General features: G+C 56.6%; 13 protein-coding genes and 1 pseudogene. 11 read left to right on the top strand and 3 right to left on the bottom strand.

The window, feature by feature from the left end:
• Window positions 1-237 precede the first annotated feature (237 nt).
• On the bottom strand, window positions 238-1,134 hold the full coding sequence (locus RND78_RS26595; RefSeq protein ID WP_312733108.1) for a LysR substrate-binding domain-containing protein: 897 nt from the start codon (window positions 1,132-1,134) through the stop codon (window positions 238-240).
• A gap of 334 nt (window positions 1,135-1,468) precedes the next feature.
• On the opposite strand from RND78_RS26595, the gene RND78_RS26590 reads away from it, so the two are divergent.
• The 9 genes from RND78_RS26590 (at window position 1,469) to RND78_RS26550 (ending at window position 11,506) form a co-directional block, all read left to right on the top strand.
• Window positions 1,469-2,308 carry a transporter substrate-binding domain-containing protein gene (locus tag RND78_RS26590; protein ID WP_312733106.1) on the top strand — a complete coding sequence of 280 codons (840 nt, stop codon included), beginning with the start codon at window positions 1,469-1,471 and terminating at the stop codon, window positions 2,306-2,308.
• Between the two features lie 60 nt (window positions 2,309-2,368).
• Window positions 2,369-3,031, top strand: a complete 663-nt coding sequence (locus RND78_RS26585; protein ID WP_312733104.1) for an amino acid ABC transporter permease — start codon at window positions 2,369-2,371, stop codon at window positions 3,029-3,031.
• Entirely contained in the window at window positions 3,028-3,807 is a 780-nt protein-coding gene (locus RND78_RS26580; protein WP_312733103.1) for an amino acid ABC transporter ATP-binding protein, read from the top strand. Before RND78_RS26585 ends, RND78_RS26580 begins: the two co-directional genes overlap by 4 nt.
• A 70-nt stretch (window positions 3,808-3,877) precedes the next feature.
• Window positions 3,878-5,005, top strand: a complete 1,128-nt coding sequence (locus RND78_RS26575) for an enolase C-terminal domain-like protein (protein ID WP_312733101.1) — start codon at window positions 3,878-3,880, stop codon at window positions 5,003-5,005.
• A 70-nt stretch (window positions 5,006-5,075) separates the two neighbouring features.
• On the top strand, window positions 5,076-6,350 hold the full coding sequence (locus RND78_RS26570) for an FAD-binding oxidoreductase (protein ID WP_312733099.1): 1,275 nt from the start codon (window positions 5,076-5,078) through the stop codon (window positions 6,348-6,350).
• 94 nt (window positions 6,351-6,444) lie between these two features.
• Window positions 6,445-7,431: a D-2-hydroxyacid dehydrogenase gene (locus tag RND78_RS26565; protein ID WP_312733097.1), complete on the top strand. Its 987-nt coding sequence runs from the start codon at window positions 6,445-6,447 to the stop codon at window positions 7,429-7,431.
• A gap of 34 nt (window positions 7,432-7,465) precedes the next feature.
• The gene (locus RND78_RS26560) at window positions 7,466-8,716 is read left to right on the top strand and encodes a pyridoxal phosphate-dependent aminotransferase (RefSeq protein ID WP_312733095.1); all 1,251 of its coding nucleotides are present in this window, start codon (window positions 7,466-7,468) and stop codon (window positions 8,714-8,716) included.
• Between the two features lie 12 nt (window positions 8,717-8,728).
• Complete coding sequence (locus tag RND78_RS26555; protein ID WP_312733093.1) at window positions 8,729-10,096, top strand: hypothetical protein; 1,368 nt, start codon at window positions 8,729-8,731, stop codon at window positions 10,094-10,096.
• 99 nt (window positions 10,097-10,195) lie between these two features.
• Window positions 10,196-11,506, top strand: a complete 1,311-nt coding sequence (locus RND78_RS26550; protein WP_312733091.1) for an OprD family porin — start codon at window positions 10,196-10,198, stop codon at window positions 11,504-11,506.
• Between the two features lie 2,516 nt (window positions 11,507-14,022).
• On the opposite strand, the gene RND78_RS26545 is transcribed toward RND78_RS26550, so the two are convergent.
• Together RND78_RS26545 and RND78_RS26540 are read right to left on the bottom strand one after the other, a co-directional pair.
• A complete protein-coding gene (locus RND78_RS26545; protein ID WP_312733089.1) occupies window positions 14,023-14,856 on the bottom strand; it encodes an SDR family oxidoreductase in 834 nt (277 codons plus the stop codon).
• An 83-nt stretch (window positions 14,857-14,939) separates the two neighbouring features.
• Window positions 14,940-16,415, bottom strand: coding sequence for a glycoside hydrolase family 32 protein (locus RND78_RS26540; RefSeq protein WP_312733110.1), 1,476 nt, complete (start codon window positions 16,413-16,415; stop codon window positions 14,940-14,942).
• Window positions 16,416-16,841: 426 nt separating this feature from the next.
• Between RND78_RS26540 and RND78_RS26535 the strand changes: the two genes are divergently transcribed.
• A complete protein-coding gene (locus tag RND78_RS26535; RefSeq protein ID WP_312733087.1) occupies window positions 16,842-17,279 on the top strand; it encodes a hypothetical protein in 438 nt (145 codons plus the stop codon).
• 919 nt (window positions 17,280-18,198) lie between these two features.
• A pseudogene (locus RND78_RS26530) lies at window positions 18,199-18,546 on the top strand (pilus assembly protein PilL); the annotation flags it as partial.

Here is an 18,546-nt window from a genome sequence, read left to right as displayed (position 1 = left end):
GATGAATAGACCACTACACGCCTAATCATGGACCTCTCTCAGGACTTTTGAGAAGTCATCACGAGTCTAAATAATTACTACGTAGCGTAAAACTCCATTCACCGGCGATCACTTAACCCGCCGAGGATACAGCCATAGATACCTCAACATCATTATGTAGCTTTTAAGTTAGCCAGCACGCAAAAAAAATTCTGTTTTGAGCAATTCAACACGACTCCAACAGTGTCTCATGCTGTACTACAGTCGTAACCCCCTCGCCTGACTCATCAACCATCCTCGAAAACAAACCACATCGGGTTTGTGGGATTTTCGCTCCGGGCTTACTACCCAATAGGACTCGCCAGAGGGCACAGGTTCGCCAAAAGGTAAATGTAGAGTCCCGGCTTTCAATTCTTGCTCTACATAATGAATAGGTACAACGGCCAAGCCAAGCCCGCTGAGGGCGGCACTTATTAACATCTCACTTTGCGTGAAGCGCATGCCTTGGATTATTCCTTCGTTAATCAAACCGGAGGCTCTCAGCCATTGGATCCACAAGCTCGGGCGACTTGCATTTTGCAGCTTTGGTATCTGTGAGAAATCCAACCGGTTGTATCTTTCGCCCAGTGGCAGTAACTTGGGCGACGCAACCACTACTAAATGCTCGGCGAATAGCTCTTGAGCTCTCGCCGCATCCCAAGTCCCTACCCCACGCATTACAGCGATGTCGACCCGACAGGTATTGAAATCCACATCAGATTCGATGGATCCAATTTCCACAGGGACATCCGGTGCTGTCTGCACGAAGCTCCTCAACCGGGGGGCAAGCCAGCGGGATACCAGCGTCGGATTGGCGCCTACGATCAACGACGAGTCGGCTTTCCGCCCACGCACCAAGTCAATAGAAGCTTCCTCTAACTTGTTTAAAGTGCAAACAACTTCACTCAAATACTTGGTTCCGGCGTCTGTCAGGACCAACCGGGATCCCGAGCGCTCGAACAGCAGCAGGCCTAGCATCTGCTCAAGTTTGGTGATCTGGCGGCTTATGCCGCTTTGGGTCACGAACAGGTCCTCGGCAGCGCGGGTGAAGCTCAGGTGACGTGCTGCTGCTTCAAACGCCTGGAGGGCAGACAGTGAGGGGAGGAACCGGCGCATGTAGATACCTCGTCAAAAATTCTTCATGACTTATAGTCATCACGAACCGAGTTTTCAATGCTTTAGTTCAAACCTGATGTATGTGAACAATACACCCCATGGAGCGCCACAGCTGGGACGTCACGGTCTCCGCATGACCTAGCAAGGCAGCAAGCCCAGCGTCAGTAAACCAAGCAGAAGTCATCTGCCGCATAAAAAAGCGTTTCGGAGCGCACGTTAGCCAGTTGGCAATCATCGTGTACGTATCCACTGATCATCTTTTTCTCTGCCCAACAAGCTGCATGATAACGGTGAAGTACACCATCCGAATTTGGCTCATTGGGGAGACATCAGCATGATTACTCGCAGACACTTTTCCAAGCTTCTAGGCGTGACTGTGATCGGCGCTTCCACTGGTCTGGGCGCTTTGAAAGTCAGTGCGCAAGACGCGACGTCACTAGAGCGCGTTAAAGCGTCGGGCGTGTTGTCCATCGGCGCAATTGCCGATGGGGCACCCTATTACCAGAAAAGTTTGACTGGCGGCCCATGGCGCGGCTTTTACATCGATATCTGCCAGAAACTGGCGGACGACCTCGGCGTCAAGCTGTCGATTTTGGAGACTACATGGGGCAACTCGGTATTGGATCTGCAGGCCGGTAAGATCAACGTATTCTTCGGCCTGAACCCGACCCCCGAACGTCAGAAAGTCATCGACTTCTCTGGACCGGTGTTCAAAAACGCCTTCACGTTCATCGCCAAGAAATCCGTCAAGGCTGCTAGCTGGGAAGATTTCAATACCGAGACCATGCGCATCGGTGTTGACGCCGGATCCTCTCATGATTCGGCGGTCACGCGCCTAGCTCCAAAGGCAGAGATCGTACGCCTTAAAACTGCCAGCGATGCCACTGCAGCCCTGCAGGCTGGAAGGATAGATGTGCAGTGCCTGGTGATGGTGCTGGCATTGACCCTGCGCTCCAAGAACTCTTCGATTGGCGAGCTTATCGTGCCCACGCCGATGAACTTCACTACGTCCAACGCTGGCTTTCGGCGTGAAGAGGACACCTCTTGGCGCGACTTCGTTGACGCTTGGGTTACCACCCATCGCGACAACGGATTTATTCGTTCGGCGATCATTCGCAACATGGAGCTAATGGGTGTCACGGAGAAAGACTTCCCCGCAGGCTTTGAAATTTGATCATGCCCGTCACATCATCGATGTGCTCTGACGTCGTTATTTGGATGTGAGGTTTCGGGTATGTACACGTGGGATTTCTCCGTGCTTTGGGAATACCGCTGGCTATTTCTGCAGGGGCTTGGGCTGACCGTTTCGTTCACGGTGGCAATTATTATCGGCGGTATGGTCATAGGTTTGCTGGCGGCCATGGGGCTGCTATCTCGGTTTGCTCCGATTAGGGCACTCGCCCTAATGTTTACCGAGATCTTCCGCTGTACCCCGGTGCTAGTGCAGTTGATCTGGTTCTACTACGCACTGCCGATTCTTGCAGGCATCGAGATGACACCCATCAGCGCGTCGCTTTTTGCGCTGTCTTGTTACGGCGGCGCTTTCTTTGCGGAAATCATTCGCGGCGGCATCATCTCGATCGATCCGGGCCAACATGAGGCAGGTCGTGCGCTGGGTATGACACCTGCCTTGACCATGCGGCGGATCATTCTGCCCCAGGCGATGCGGCGCATGATCCCGGCGCTGATGAATCAGTCAATCATGCAGTTCAAGAATACCTCCCTAGTTTCTGTGCTAGCCGTACCGGACCTGGTCTACCAGGGGCAGATGGTCGCCCATGACAGCTTCCGGCCCCTAGAAACCTACACTGCCGTGGCCATTGCGTACTTCGTCATCCTGTTCCCACTGACAGTGATCGTGCGTTACCGCGAGAAGAAATTCGGAGTCAGCAAATGAACGCCACCAGACCTAAAATTGAAGTCACCGCCCTGCGCAAGAGTTTTGGTGCACTGCAAGTGCTGAAGGATATCAACTTCAAGGTCGAACAAGGGGGCGTTGTCTCTCTGATTGGCCCCTCGGGCTCCGGCAAGTCGACTTTGTTGCGCTCCATCAACTTGCTGGTCGAGCCTGATGATGGCGAGATCCGGGTGGGTGACACCGCCTTCTTCTTCGGTCAGGGCCACAAGCCGCCCGCGACCAAGGCGTTGGCGGCGTTCAGAGCTCAGACGGGGATGGTATTCCAGAACTTCAATCTTTTTCCGCATATGACCGTGCTCGAGAATGTGATGGAGGCGCCGGTGCAGGTACGTCGCATACCCCGAAACATTGCTCGTGACTTAGCCATGGCGCAGTTGGAAAAAGTGGGACTCGCTGATCGAGCCTTACAGATGCCTAAGACCCTATCCGGCGGCCAGATGCAACGTGTGGCCATCGCCCGAGCGTTGGCCATGGAGCCTGAGGTGATGCTGTTCGATGAAGCGACCTCCGCCCTAGACCCGGAATTGGTCGGAGAAGTGCTCGCCACGATGCAGAAGCTGGCGGCAGATGGCATGACCATGGTTATCGTTACCCATGAGATCGCCTTTGCCCGCGACGTGGCAGACCGAGTTGTGTTCATGCGCGATGGCTACGTTATCGAAGACGGACCTGCGCACCAGACCATCGACAACCCGAGGGAAGAGGCTACACGTTCCTTCCTCAACCATTACCACAAGGCCAATACCGGCCGCTGAGTGCCCTCAGGCAATCCAACTACATACGAACGACGCACCCTGTGCGTCGTCGTGCAAGGAAGTCTTGACCATGGAAAATGAAAGCATACAGCGGCTGCGTGTGTTTCTGATCGAAAGCCCCATCAAAATGGCACGCTTGCAGGGTGTCGGCAATGTGAGGGGCAGCGTGAAGCGTGTGCTGGTGGAGCTGACTTCTAGCTCCGGCATTGTAGGCTGGGGCGAGGCGGCCCCTTGGGAAGTCTTCACCGGTACGGCAGAAGGCGCCTTCGCCGCGATCGACACTTACCTTCGGCCGGTGGTGATCGGCGCCTCGGTGCGCTCGATACGCAAGACGACCTTGGCAATGGATTCCATTCTGTTGGGGCATGGAGAAGCCAAGCTGGCCATAGAAACAGCAATGTTCGACATCCTCGGTAAATCCTGCGGGATGTCGGTCGCCGATTTGCTGGGCGGTCGAGTCCGCGACAGCATCCCACTATCATTCTCGATCGCCGACCCGGACTTCGACGCCGATATGGCAAGGATGCGCGAGATGGTGCCTGCCGGAAATCGCATCTTCAAGGTCAAGACCGGCGTCAAGAGCCACGCCGAAGATATGGCGCACCTGGAAGCCATGCGCAGCGAGTTCGGTGACACCATTGACCTGCGACTGGACTACAACCAAGCACTCAAGCCCTTCGGTGCGATCAATGTGCTGCGTGACGTTGACCGCTTCCGCCCTACGTTCATCGAGCAGCCCGTACCACGTGAATGTCTGAGCGCCATGGCCTCATTCGCCGACGCGCTGGACACGCCAATTTTGGCCGACGAAAGCTGCTTCGATGCCCGAGATCTGATGGAAATCATCCGCCTCCACGCGGCAGATGCCATCTCGGTAAAACTGATGAAGGTCGGCGGGATCCTTAAAGCACAGGGCTTGATGGCGATTGCCGGCACAGCTCACCTGCCGGGGTACGGCGGAACACTGTGGGAAGGCGGCATAGCGTTGGCAGCGGGTACCCAATTCATCGCTGCAACGCCGAACATGTCTTTGGGCTGCGAATTCAATATGCCGCACCATGTGCTCACCGAAGATGTACTGGAGCAGCGTATCCCTAATCGCGTTGGCGCTGTCATCGTCCCTACAGGCCCCGGATTGGGCATCTCGGTCAGCGACGCATCACTGCGCGGCAACGCACGGATTATGGCGGAACGATGAACAGCTCACACATATCCGATCGGGCCGTGGACCGCTCGACCATAACGGATGCATCCAGGAGAGCCTTCAAGTGACGCAATCGACTTCTCGCCATATCGCAGTGATCGGCAGTGGAATTGTAGGCGCATGCACTGCGCTGGCTCTGATCAAGGATGGGTTTCAAGTGACTATCATAGAGCCACGGCAGCCTGGCGGCGAACAAGCCGCCAGCTATGGCAACGGTGCATTTCTCAGCCCGGCTTCGATCATTCCGATGTCCATGCCCGGCCTGTGGAAGAAAGTGCCTGGCTATCTGCTGGACCCAAATGGCCCGTTCACCATCCGTTGGCGTTTCTTACTCAAGCTCGCGCCTTGGCTCGTTCGTTTCGTAAATGCCGGTGCCACCCGCAGCAAAGTAGCGTGTACCGCACGGATCCTGTCTGGCCTGCTGGCCAGCGCACCGGCGCGGCACCAGGCGCTGGCAGCAGCTAATGGTCTCTCGGAGCTCATTCGGCAGCAAGGTTTGCTCTACGTTTACCCCGATCGCCAAGCCTTTGCACAAGAAGCGCTGGCCTGGCAGCTACGACTCGAAAACGGAGTGCAGTGGACGGAGCTGGACGGTCCAACTCTCCAGGCTATGGAGCCGGATCTATGTAAGCGTTACACCTTTGGCATCCTAGTAGAGTCGGGTGGACACTGCCTTGAACCCGGCAGTTATGTTCAGGGCCTAGTGAACAGTGCCACAACGCTTGGAGCCAAATTGGTCAAGGCCAAAGCGCAATCATTCCATATTGAATCGGGTCGTCTGCTGGGCGTTTCCACCGACCATGGCATGGTTCATTGCGACGGTGCGGTCATTGCAGCAGGTGTCCATTCCAAGGCGCTCGCGGCTCTGGCTGGGGATCATGTATTGCTGGAAAGCGAACGCGGCTATCATGTGCAGGTTGCCCTGCCGCATCGCGCTCCGCGAATCCCCATCATGCCTTCGGATGGCAAGATGGCCAACACCCTGACCCGTTCAGGGCTACGTGCCTCGGGGCAAGTCGAATTAGCCAGCATCGACACACCGGCGAATTGGCGGCGCGCTGACATTCTCTTGCATCACCTGCTGCAAACATATCCCGGCCTGAACCAAGGTCGCGAGCAACTGGAGATCAAGAAGTGGTTAGGCCATCGGCCTTCTACGCCGGATGGACTCCCCGTTATCGCGCAGGCATCAGCCACCCCCGATATTGTCTATGCCTTTGGTCATGGCCATGTTGGCTTGGCTAGCGGCCCCATGACCGGTGAGATCGTGGCCAGTATTTTTGCGGGTCGAGCACCACCGATCGATATAACGCCTTTCTCGGCCACACGGTTTCACTAAGCACCACACCGATAACTTTTATTTCGTTGCCCGGGAGCGCTTCTGCGCCTCCGCGGGTTCCCTTTGCCCTGAATTTGTCAAAAAGGAAACTGTAATGTCCACCACTCCTCTGTTGATTCCCGCCCGTGAAAAGATCCGCCTGTGCTTCGCCCACGGCGCTTATGACATGAAGCCGATCTTCGAAAAGATGGGCCTTGGCCTGGATTGCTTTCAGGTGTCCAACTACGAAGACCTCAAGGCGCGCTTACCTGAAGCTGATGTGCTGATCGCCTCCGGCCTGTGGAAGAACGAACTGCTTGAACATGCCCCACGACTCAAATACCTGCAGTCAGTCAGCGCGGGCACCAACCAATATGATCTGGAAACCTTCAAGGAGCGCGGCATTCTGCTGGCCAGCGGTTCGGGAGTGAACATGAACGCTGTGTCGGAGCACGCGATCGCGCTGATGCTCTCCATCACTCGTAGGATCGCTTATGCCCGAGACAACCAGCATCAACAGGTCTGGCGTCCCGAGCAACGCGACCCGATGCAACGCGAAGATGAGATGCCCGGCAAAACCATGCTGATCGTGGGCACCGGCAACATCGGTAACCGTATCGCCCGCCTTGCCCGCGCCTTCGACATGCATGTAATCGGCGTGCGGCGGAACCCGGCTATGGGCGCCGGTGACGCTCACGAAGTGCATGGTTTCGAAGACCTCAAAACACAGCTGCCGCGCGCTGACGTGGTGGTACTCAGCTGCCCGCTGACTGACGAAACCCGCAACTTGATCGATCGCGATGCGCTGGAAGTGTTCAGGCCCACCGCCATTTTGATCAACGTTGCCCGCGGCGGTTGTGTCGATGAATCAGCCTTGATCGATGCACTGGATGAAGGCCGTCTGGCGGGGGCCGGCCTGGACGTGATGCAAGTCGAACCGCTGGCTGCGTGTAACAAGCTCTGGGGCATCCCCAATGTCGTTGTCACCCCTCATGCCGCGGGCGAAACCCGTCGTTATGAACTGAACGTACTCGCCATCCTGGCAGAGAACCTGGACCGGCTGTGGGCCGGTGACACCGCTCTTAAAAATCGTGTGGTTTGAGAAGAGTCAGGCTTCGACTCTTCAGGAGAACGCTATGAATCATGCATGCACATCGGCGCCAGGCAGCTTTGCCTCGGCGCGACGACTGGCCACGCTCAACGTATCCGAAATCCTGCGTATCGGCGCTCGCGCCGCTACGCTCAAGCGCGAAGGTCACCCAGTGATCATACTGGGTGCCGGCGAACCGGATTTCGATACGCCCGACAATATCAAGGCCGCTGCGGTAGCAGCGATCATGGAAGGCGATACCAAATACACGGTGCTCGACGGCACGCCCGCGCTCAAGGCTGCAGTCGCCGCCAAGTATCAGCGAGACAGTGGCCTTGAGTTCAGCCCTGCCGAGATCAGCATTGCCTGCGGTGCCAAGCAGGTCATCTATAACGCAATGATGGCAACGCTTAATCCTGGCGATGAGGTCATCATCCCCACGCCGTACTGGACCACTTATTCCGCAATCGTGGAAATTGCCGGTGGCGTTCCGGTGCTGATCCCCTGTGACGGCGCATCAGGCTTTCGTCTTCAGGCCAAGCAACTCAAAGCTGCAATCAGCCCGCGCACGCGCTGGTTGATGCTCAACTCGCCTTCCAACCCCACAGGGGCGGCGTACCGTGAGCAAGACTATCGGCCGCTGCTTGACGTGCTGCTGGATGCACCGCATGTGTGGCTGATGTCTGACGACATCTACGAACACATTGTCTACGACAATTTCCCGTTCGTGACACCGCTTGAAATTGAACCCCGCTTGCGTAGCCGTTGCTTGATCGTCAACGGCGTGTCCAAGGCTTACGCCATGACAGGCTGGCGCATCGGCTATGGAGCTGGTCCCGCACCGCTAATCCATGCCATGTCTGTGGTCCAGAGCCAAGCCACGTCAAACCCGACGTCCATTGCCCAGGCCGCTGCAGTGGAAGCGCTGAACGGCCCGCAAGAAGTGCTCCTGGAACGTGCCGAAAACTTTCGCGAGAGAAGGGACTTCGTCGTCGCTGCCTTGAACGCCATACCAGGAATCGATTGCCGGGTTCCGGAGGGCGCGTTCTACACCTTTGCCAGTTGCTCGGGAGTTATCGGTGCGCGTACCCCCCAAGGTGACTTGATTGGTTCTGATCGTGAGTTCTGTAGTTGGATTCTTGAAACGTCCCATGTGGCGATGGTGCCCGGTGCCGCGTTTGGTCTTTCTCCGTACTTCCGTATCTCGTACGCCACCTCAATGGACGAACTTCGTGAGGCTCTGAGCCGCATCACTGCCGCCTGCGCAGCGCTGACGTTCGATACATCTGACCAATAGGATAAATGGGCAATGGGCATCTCACCGGTCAACGGGTTGCAACTTCTAATGATTTGCCTGCTGGTTTGTGGCGCGGTAGGCGGCTGGCCCGACCTGTCGCTGGTGGCCGCTGGCCTTGCTGTGCTCGGCTGCCTGCTGCAATGGGGGCAATTATTGAAGCTCGCTCGTTTGTTCTGTGTTGGCGCGGTGTTGATGGCGGTCTTGGTCGCCATCAAATTCCCAGACAAACTCGATTCACTGGCGCGCTCGCTGGAGCAAGGCGCAGCGTTCGCAGCACTGATGATGGTGCTGGGCATGTTGCGCCATCCAGTACGGCGCTCTCCGTTTGTCCGTGAAGCGGCCCGCTACCTGCTGGTATATCCGCCCAGCACCCGTTACACCGCGACCAATGTGGGCGCACACTTTTTGAGCCTGCTGTTCAACGTCGGTGTGATCACCATGATTGGCGATTTGAGCAAGCATCTTGGTTCGAGCAAGGCGCCTAACGGCAGCGCATCCAACGCCATGGTAGTAGCCGCCATGCGTGGTGCGGTATTGGTGTCTATCTGGTCTCCGATTGGCTTGGGGTTCGCCATTGTCACTACGGGTATACCGACCCTTGAGCCACTACGGTTTCTGTTAGCGGCGCTGGGGTTCACGACCTTGGCAATACTGATCACCGCGAAGTGGCCGATGCTGCCCCTTGCAGCAAAGGTGCCTTTTTACCGCGAGCCTCCGGTTTCTGCACCAACGAAGGGGCCATTGATTGGCACCCTTGCCATCTGCGTTTTGCTGCTACTCATCGTGATGGGCATTCACCGCTGGCTGGACATCAGCTTCACCTTGGCTTCGGTTGCCGTGGTGCCGCTACTTGCGCTCGGCTGGCTCATTCTGGAGGAGGCAGGCGAGCCCACCAGCCTGCGGCAGGAGGTGTGTAGCACCATCGATGGGCTCAGTAATCTGCGCTCTGAAAGTGCAATGTTTATGGGTGCCAACGTACTGGGTGCTGGCTTGTCGATGCTGGTGCAGACATTGCCTGGCTGGCAAAGCTTGGCCGTGGGAGATATCCCGATACTGCCTGCATTGTTGCTCTGCTTGGTGGTAATCCCGCTGGTGGCCGCGTGCTGCATCCCCAATTCGATCGTGGTAGTCATGGCTGCCCAGTTACTAGGTAACAGTCCACTGGGCCAGCACTACCCCATGGCTCTTGCCCTGACGCTGGCAGTGGCTTGGGCCGTGGCGATATCGATCTCGCCCATCAGTGCGATGAATCTGATTACGGGGTCTTTGTGTGGCGTGAGTTCCCGGCGTGCCGCGCTTGTTTGGAACAGGCCCTTCGCCGTAACGCTGACCCTGCTAGCCAGTGTACTGATTGCTCTAGTCGTTCTTGCTGAATTCTAACAATAAGCCAGTGGCGGTTCTTCTCGCTGTGCCTATAAAAATACTCGAGCACAGTGCAATGCATTCTCCTTCTGCCGACCCATTTATCGGAGCACACAGATGAAAAAGATCGCCCTACTTACACTCTCTATTGCCCTCCCATTGACGGCAATGGCAGAAGAGTCCGCGCAGGCAAATAGCAAAGGGTTCGTCGACGATTCGAAGTTGGATTTGCTGTATCGAAACTTCTATTTCTATCGCAACTTTTTGAACCGCGCGCCCGGTACTCAAAACTATGTAGAAGAATGGGCGCATGCGTTGATGCTCAACTACCGCTCCGGCTATACCACGGGTACTGTCGGTTTTGGCCTGGACCTGCAAGGCTATTTCGCACAGGAATTGGACGGTGGCCCGGGCCGCACAGGGTCGGGGCTCATGCCGGTGGGTAGCGATGGTCATGTGCAGAGCATTCAGACCCGCGTCAACCCGGTGGTAAAGATGCGCATCTCCAATACAGTGCTTAAATACGGTAGCCAGCAACCTGTGAACCCGGTGTTCAACTATTCGGATAGCCGACTGCTACCTCAGAGCTATACCGGTTTCACCCTGCAGAGTAACGAGTTCAAAGACGTCACTCTGGACAGCGGTTACTTCACGGCCGCCAGTTCTCGGGTCGATCAGGACCACGACAGCCCCATCGGGCTGACTTTCACCAACTCCAACGCTCGCATCGACGCGCGTTCCGCGCGCTACGCCGGCGTAACCTACAAACCCACCAAGAGCTTGACGCTGGTTGGCTACGGATCGCAGCTTGAGGACGTTTGGAACCAGTACTATGTGGGTGGCACTTACGCGGCGCCCATCAATGACAAGTTGGCGTTCGACACCGCGTTCAACCTTTACCGCACCTTGAGTGAAGTCACCGAAAAAGCGGGAACAATTTCCAATACCACCTGGAGTTTGGCAGGAGGTTTGAGCTATGGCAGCCATCGCATTAAGTTGGCGTATCAACAAGTGGATGGCGATGAAGCCTTCGACCACCAGGGTGCTCAAGGTCAGTACGGCGTACTGTGGCTGGCCAACTCGGTGCAGTACTCCGATTTCAACGGTCCAAATGAGAAGTCTGCACAGATTCGCTACGACTATGATTTTGCAGGCGCCGGTATCCCTGGATTGAGCTTCATGGTTCGCTACGTCAAGGGATGGGACATCGATGGGAGCCATGCCAACAATTTTTACGCGAACCGCTATGGTGACGACGTGAAGCAATGGGAGCGCGATATAGATCTTCGCTACGTCGTGCAGTCTGGCAAAGCTAAGGGACTGAACTTCCAAGTCCGCTCTGCAACCGCCAGAGCTACTGATGCGAACGCGCTGACAGACCTCAACGAAGTGCGCATCATTACTCAGTATCCATTCAGTACACTTTGAGAATTACAGAAGTTGGCCCCTAAAGGATCAACTTCTCTCCCACCAGCCACGCACTCGTGACAAATACATCGATTCCGCTGAGACTTTAGCAGTGAAGTCCGACTTTATTAGATAAAAAAGTACCAACTGGCGTGGGAGCTATAACTCCAATTGACCCCCCCTTAAGGATCCTCAGAATTGCATTAATATTTAATTACTTCCAATAAACGCAAAAAGCTGCCATAGTCTGCGCCGCCTCCTTTTTAAGAATTATCAAAGAGCGCTACCAATGCTTTTGTTTATCTCACCTTGCCTAAGAGGGTTTACTCGAGTGGCGGCGACCTATTGGCACGACTAGAAGAAGTTGTGGTTCCATGGCAGCAGTGAAGAAATCGAGTCTAATTTCAAAGCACGTGCATTTGGTTATAGACCAAGTACGGCTTTGTTAATGTAGCGCCATTTCGTGACAAATGGGAGAGTTTCGCCGTAAAATCTAGCGCGGGAGTACATCAATCTATACGTAGGGCTACCATTGTTTCTGACAAACATCTGGTACTAAGGCCTCTCAACTCGACCACTGTAAAGTGAATAGCAGCGTGCCGGGGAAACTTCGCGCGCTTATCAGCCGAGCTCGGCAGCGTCATCGAAGAAATATTGCCCCAACCTCGAGTCGGTGTATTCGAACGATTAAAATAAATCGTAGCTTTAATCGAATTCAGCCACTTCCCTAGCCTTAAGACGCGCGATCATTTGCTCTAATTGGTTAATGATCTTAGCCGGGCGGGAGTGCTGGGTGCCCTGCAGCTTGATAGTTAGTCGCTGAAGCGGGTACGTTTCTTCAATCCTGGCTCTGTTCGGCATTTACATTTCCGTTTTGGCGACGCTGATAGAAGGACCCTCCATCGGTTCTTTACGTCGGCGTTTCTCCCGGTTGGAACAGCAATGCTACTCGAGCTGCAGCGCTATGGTGGCTATTCTCATCCGGGCGCCGATCATCCATTTGCTCCCTCAAGGACGAGAAACTGCAGAAACTCGCTGCTGCGACAGGCCGTGTCCTTCCCGTAGGCCGAATCTAGAGCGGGCGACCCGCAATCTCCGTCGGGGTTTCGGTATCTTATTGTGCTGGCTAGGCCGGTGGCACTTCGCTCCCTCGAAACGTCCGCTGCAGGCGGGTGCGCCGGCTCTCCAATTCACCGATCTGGCGCTCCAGGCCTTCCAGGCGCCCGCGCTGCGCAGCTTAGGTCTTAGGGAAGGCTTGAGCCCTGTCGAACAGCCGCTGCAGCTATCCGACCTGGGCCACCGCGTTAACTGAAACGTGGCGGTAACCGTTGGCGCATTGTCCGGCGACAAGTACACCCTGGCCTCCGTAGTGACGTGGCAAGCACACGCTTACCTCGGTACCGGTAGCCAATTCGCCGATGCTGAGCGAAGGTGTGAATGCGGTCATTTCGGCGGTCCGAAGCAATAGGTGGCAAGAGGCATATCTCATGACAAGCAGCGACTCCCTGACACTGATGTTAGCCCTGAGATCCGGGATTGCCCATTTCGGAAAGCCAACATCAGTCATTTGTGTCTGCTTATCTATGATCCTACTTTTGAGTCTGACCTATCCGACCGCCCGAGCGCAGAAATGGCGGGAGAGCTCTTCTCTATAGAGAAAAGGCGTCCTAGAGCGGCAGGAGGCATCCATCATCCGGGCCCAGGCGCTGAATTCACGCGTCACGGTTACGCGCTACGCTGATTTGACGCACGTGCCGTTCTTAACAGAGGCGCCTCGCTTCGATTAAAGCCTGGCCACCTTTGCCGACCGGCTGCAGAATCGCCAGCCATGATTGGGTCAAATTTCCTGGACTTTGAGTCGATCCGCCAAGAGAACCCATCGCCGCGTTCAGCGGAGGGATTAGCGGCCAGAGCCCGTCCTGCTGCACGGCTATCCCCAAACTCGCCTCGCTTGGCATCACACCGCTCCAAAACTCGCCCGGACGTAATTGGATCACCACTATTCCAAAGTGCGTCGTATGCTGGACAACGGTTGCTTCTGCGCCATTTTTTGAGGCAATCCTCGGTCTTGGCTTATCTACGGCCGCCCTATTCATCCTGCACCGCCACCACCAACCTCAATTAGAGCTAGCCAGCAGCTGAAGACGATGTTCACTCGGGCCTGTATCAACTTCTGGCATATCAAATTTTCAGAAAAAGTCTAGTGTTCAAGATGCGGACCAGCGGTTGTGCTGTACTGATGCACATCATTTAAGCGTCGAAAGGCGGCGTGCGCAACAAGTCCCGGAGGATCGACCGTGGCTTCGAAGACCTCAATGGCATCCATGTCTACTTCGGCGAATCAGTGCACATCTTCGTTGTAGTTCCGGGCAGGTGGTGGACTGGCTAATGTCCAGCGGAAAGGAAAACGATAGGCTTATGATTGGTGATCCATTGGCATGACGAATGGCGGACCCTCGCTCGCGATGCAGGGCGAAAACGCCTGCAGGGCAACTCATGAGGTACGGCCCCCGGATGACATTCCGGGGATGTGCTGGCTACAGCATAGGCACGCCACCAGTGACCTCGTAACGCGCACCAGTTACGTAACTCGCCGCGTCGGAAGCCAGAAAGACAAAAACTGGCGCTACCTCAGCTGGCTGCCCGGGGCGTTTCATCGGTACCTGGGCGCCAAAGCTTTCGACCTGCTCGCGCTGCATGGTGGCAGGAATCAGTGGGGTCCAGATCGGACCCGGCGCCACACAGTTGACCCGAATGCCGCGTTCGGCCACGAGTTGCCCAAGGCTGGCGGTGAAATTGGCGATGCCCGCCTTGGTCGCCGAGTAGGCCACCAGAAAGGGCGGGGCGATGCTCGAATTCACTGAAGTGGTGTTGAGAATCGAGGCGCCACGCTTGAGGTGCGGCAGCGCTGCTTTGCTTAGGTAGAACATGGCGTCGAGGTTGGTCCTCATGGTCCGTGACCACTCCTCGTCCGACACGTCCTCCAGGCTGGATTGCGCCATCTGATAGGCCGCATTATTGACCAGGATGTCGAGACGACCGAATTCAGCGATGGTCCGGTCGATGAGGCTGCGGCAATGACTGGCTTCCTGGATGTCGCCCGGAACCAGCACGGCACGGCGGCCGGCCTGTTCGACCCAGTGTGCGGTCTCACGCGCATCATTGTGCTCGTCCAGGTAGGAAATCAGCACGTCCGCGCCCTCGCGGGCATAGGCGATGGCGACCGCCCGGCCGATACCGCTGTCTCCGCCGGTGATGAGGGCGATCCGGTCGGTCAGCTTGCCACTGCCCTGATAGCTAGACTCGCCGTGATCCGGTTGCGGATCCAGGCGGTCGGTGGTGCCAGGTGGAGTTTGGGGCTGATATTTCATCAGGCGTGCCTCAGTTGAGAGTTGTCTGGTTTTTGAGCTTCGTCGAAGCCTGGTGCTTCAAGGTGTTGTTATCGCCAGCGGCCTCAGCCGCCGGCGGCGCTCGGGATGTCGCGAAGGTGCCGGATCAGCAGCCGCGGCACCAGCGCCCGACCACCGCCGGCCACCAAGCGCAGGAGCGAAAAGGGCGCGCTGGCAAAATACAACGCCGTAGCGGCCGCCGCGCCCTGCTCGCCCAGCAGCTCCAGCGAGGAGCGATCCAGGATCAGGTGCAGATCCATCGTGCGCGTGCCGGGCAAACTGGCGTGCGAAAGCCGTTTGACGAAATAGCGCTGCTCGAAGCCCCGTGTGCGGTGGTGGTCGATGTACAGCCCGCCGAAAGGACCGGCGTCCATCCCCACGTCGAGCTGCTCCCCGGCCTCGTTGACAAAGCTCAAGGTAAACAACTCGGCGCTGGGCAACTCCACCTGCAACTGGATCTCCAGCGCGGCACCCGGGGTGAGGGCCTGCTCCAGCAACACTCCGCTGCCGCTCGGCCGAGTGCCATCCACTAGAGTCCGCGCCACCTGCGGGGTTAGATCGGGAAAACGCTGTACCAGCCGCCAGTCGTCACGCACCCGGCGCAGGCCGAGTCGCCGCGGCAGAGTCATGGCGCCACGCGAGGGCCAGGCCGGCACATCATTGGCGTATTGCCAATTGCTCATCCAGGCGATACCGATGGTTTCCCTCACGTTGGCGAAGGTCTGAAAGGCGTAAAAGTCCTTGCCGAAATCCATCAGCCGGGTGACCGCATCCTCGGCGACGAAGGTCTTGCCATCGAACTCGCCGACGAAATATTGCACTGCGCTACCGCCGAGTGGCGCCCCCGGGTTGATGGAAACGATCAGCACCCAGCGCTCGCCACCGCCCTCCACGGGCAGGCATACCAGGTCAGGGCACTCGTAGTCCACCCCCAGCAAGCCGGCATGGCCAAATTCGCCCAGCAACGTCCAAGCCTTCAGATCGGCAGAGCCATAGAACAGCACCTGGTGCCTGCGTGCCTCGACCACCACCAAGATCCAGCGCTCGTCTGGCGCATGCCAGAACACCTTGGGATCACGAAACTGACTGGATTGGCGATCTATCACCGGATTATGCCCATAGGGCGTCAGAGTCCGCCCGGCGTCGCCACTGAAGGCGATCTCCTGGGTCTGCAGATCCGCGGCGGCGCGGGTGTAAATGGCGACGATGCCACCTCCGCCATCGGAGAAAAAGCCGCTGGTATTGTGGTGGTCAACCACGGCGCTGCCGCTGAATACCAGCCCTGCCAGCGTGGGCGCTAGGGTCGTAGGCAGGGTCCGCCAATTGAGCAAATCGGTGCTGACCGCATGGCCCCAGTGGACGTTACCCATGATTGAGGCGGCAGGATTGTACTGGTAATAAAGATGGTATTCCCCGGCAAAGAATACCAGGCCATTGGGGTCGTTCATAAAGCCAGTGGGAGGCACGTAGTGTAACCGTGGGCGGTAGTCCGCCCGTTCATTGTGGGTGGAGCCCGCAGCAGCCGCTGCGCCACCCACCATAACGGCGCCTAAGCAAAGCGCTCCATTAATGAAGGAGCGACGTCCACATGTAAGCCCCTCACGCTCACGGTCTAGCTGATCACGACACGTTCCATTCGTTTCATTCATAGTCGACCTGACCATCTGCCTGCACCTTTGTCCCACCTCAATAGAGCCTCCAATGCAGACCTACCTGCGATTATGGACGGCGGGTAGGTCTGCCAGTGAGAAAGCCAATCTCACTATAAAGATAGCGCTGTCTCATTCGAAGGGAACGGTAGCCGAAGGTTCATTGCCGTTTACCAAAACCTGCGACGCAGAGATTGCGGCAAGTGTTGGCCCGATGCGCAATGGTTCGGCGAACGTCCCTCGATCCTAAACACTCGAAGCGCTATGACACCGCAAAGTTCAGAGAGGCAGCAACGGATGAACACCGATGGATTCCAGATGACGATTTCCTACTACCGCGACGAAATACGCCACGAGAGCGGCCTGCTTCTGGGCAGACTTAACGCCTTGTTTTCCTGTCAAGCTTTTCTGATGATCGCATACGCTTCGTCGTTAAGCAGCTCCAACGGACACTGGCATCAGCCCTTCACGATCATCCTGCCTCCATTTCTGGCGTTGCTTGGCGCCATGTTGGCCTTCGAGGCGCAGAAAGGTATTGCCGCCGCGCACGAGACCATCAAAGCATGGCAGGATCAGTTAGACAGCTTGCTGAAAGACCAGTCCGAACTTAGTCACCCCTATTATCCGCCGGGTTTCGCCAATGTTCACCTGATTCGGCGTAAGGGTGAACTTTTCAGCATACGCACCCCCTGGATCTTCCAGGGTTCCTGGCTTATTCTAACAATCCTACCTTTTTGCCTACACTTCGCTGCCTAGCGCTAAGTGTCTAGTCCTGAAAGAGGTTTACACTTGTTCATTTAGCCTCTGTAGAAGGATTCGCCTTTCCTTAAAGCTCGATAAGGGCCGCGATGCCGGTCAACAAGCCATCGTTGCGGCTGATCTGCTGATGACCTGCGATAAGGGACTCGGACTTAGCCGTACGCCAGTGGTGTGGAGAGGTCTTAGGGAAGTGCAGGGCTTATATCACTACTGGGAAGGCTCTAGCATCGTACATTCCAATGATCACCTTTGAACAATACCGATTCGGCTAGGTCCATCACTTCGAGTCCATTGCTCCGACTCGACATTGAGGCTTCTCCACTGACCTACCCCGCCCTCGCGGGGGATTTTTTTCTTGCTTGATCGGCCAGCGCTTGAAAACACTATCTAGATGACCAGACTTGGCCGTCAACTGCAAACAGCTTACTGGAGTGCTTGCATCATGAACGGAGACACCGTACGGCGTCACAACGCGCGTTTCTGCAGCAACTGGAGCAGAAATTTCCTAACTGCAATTATCTTTTGAGCCTAGTAGGACCAGATGCCGCCGTGGCCTGCGGGTGACGGCCAAGCACAGAGTGGCAGCGGTCGTGCTGCATGTTGATGTGCATCGCCTTGCTGATGCCCATTATGTCGCAGAGCAGATTCGAAGCATCCGAGACCAATTGAGACAAAGTTGAACTCTATAACACTTCTGGACTCGTAAGTTATTAGTCGCTGAATCGACTCCCCTCTAGGTTAGGATACTTGGTGAAGCTTCAAGCTCAGTTTCGCCCCTGCCCCTGCCCCTGCCCCTGCCCCTGCGGGAATTTTTTTGCCCCAGACTAACCTCTTTCGCTCCAGATACGGTTATCTCCTGCTTTCCAGACAGGTGACTGGCACCTTGAGCCCACTACGAAATGGGGCCTCACCGCACATGATCTGGAAGCTCACTACCCTCTCGCCGCTCGCCTTCGCCGTCGCACTGGCAGGCTGTGCCCGGCAGTAGCCTGCGCCTAGCACACCCGACCCCGACAGCTCGCGCAATCCGGAGCTGCTACAACCCGATCTCTATCCGAAGGGCGCTGTGTCAGAGCCCCAGGTCCGGTACGGCCGCTACACCCTGGTCAATACCGTGCCCGAGACCGAGCAGCGGGACCTGATGGCCCAGATCATCGACGTGAACATCCCGGCCAACATGAAGCCGACGGTTCGCGACGCCATGCAGTACGTGGTCAACCGCTCCGGTTACAGCCTGTGTGGCCCTGAGCAAGGGCACGTCAAT

Source organism: Pseudomonas oryzihabitans (assembly GCF_032027545.1).
Lineage (GTDB): Bacteria > Pseudomonadota > Gammaproteobacteria > Pseudomonadales > Pseudomonadaceae > Chryseomonas > Chryseomonas oryzihabitans_F.
The sequence above is the reverse complement of the archived record's forward strand: the minus strand, read 5'-3'. Positions and strand labels throughout refer to the sequence as shown.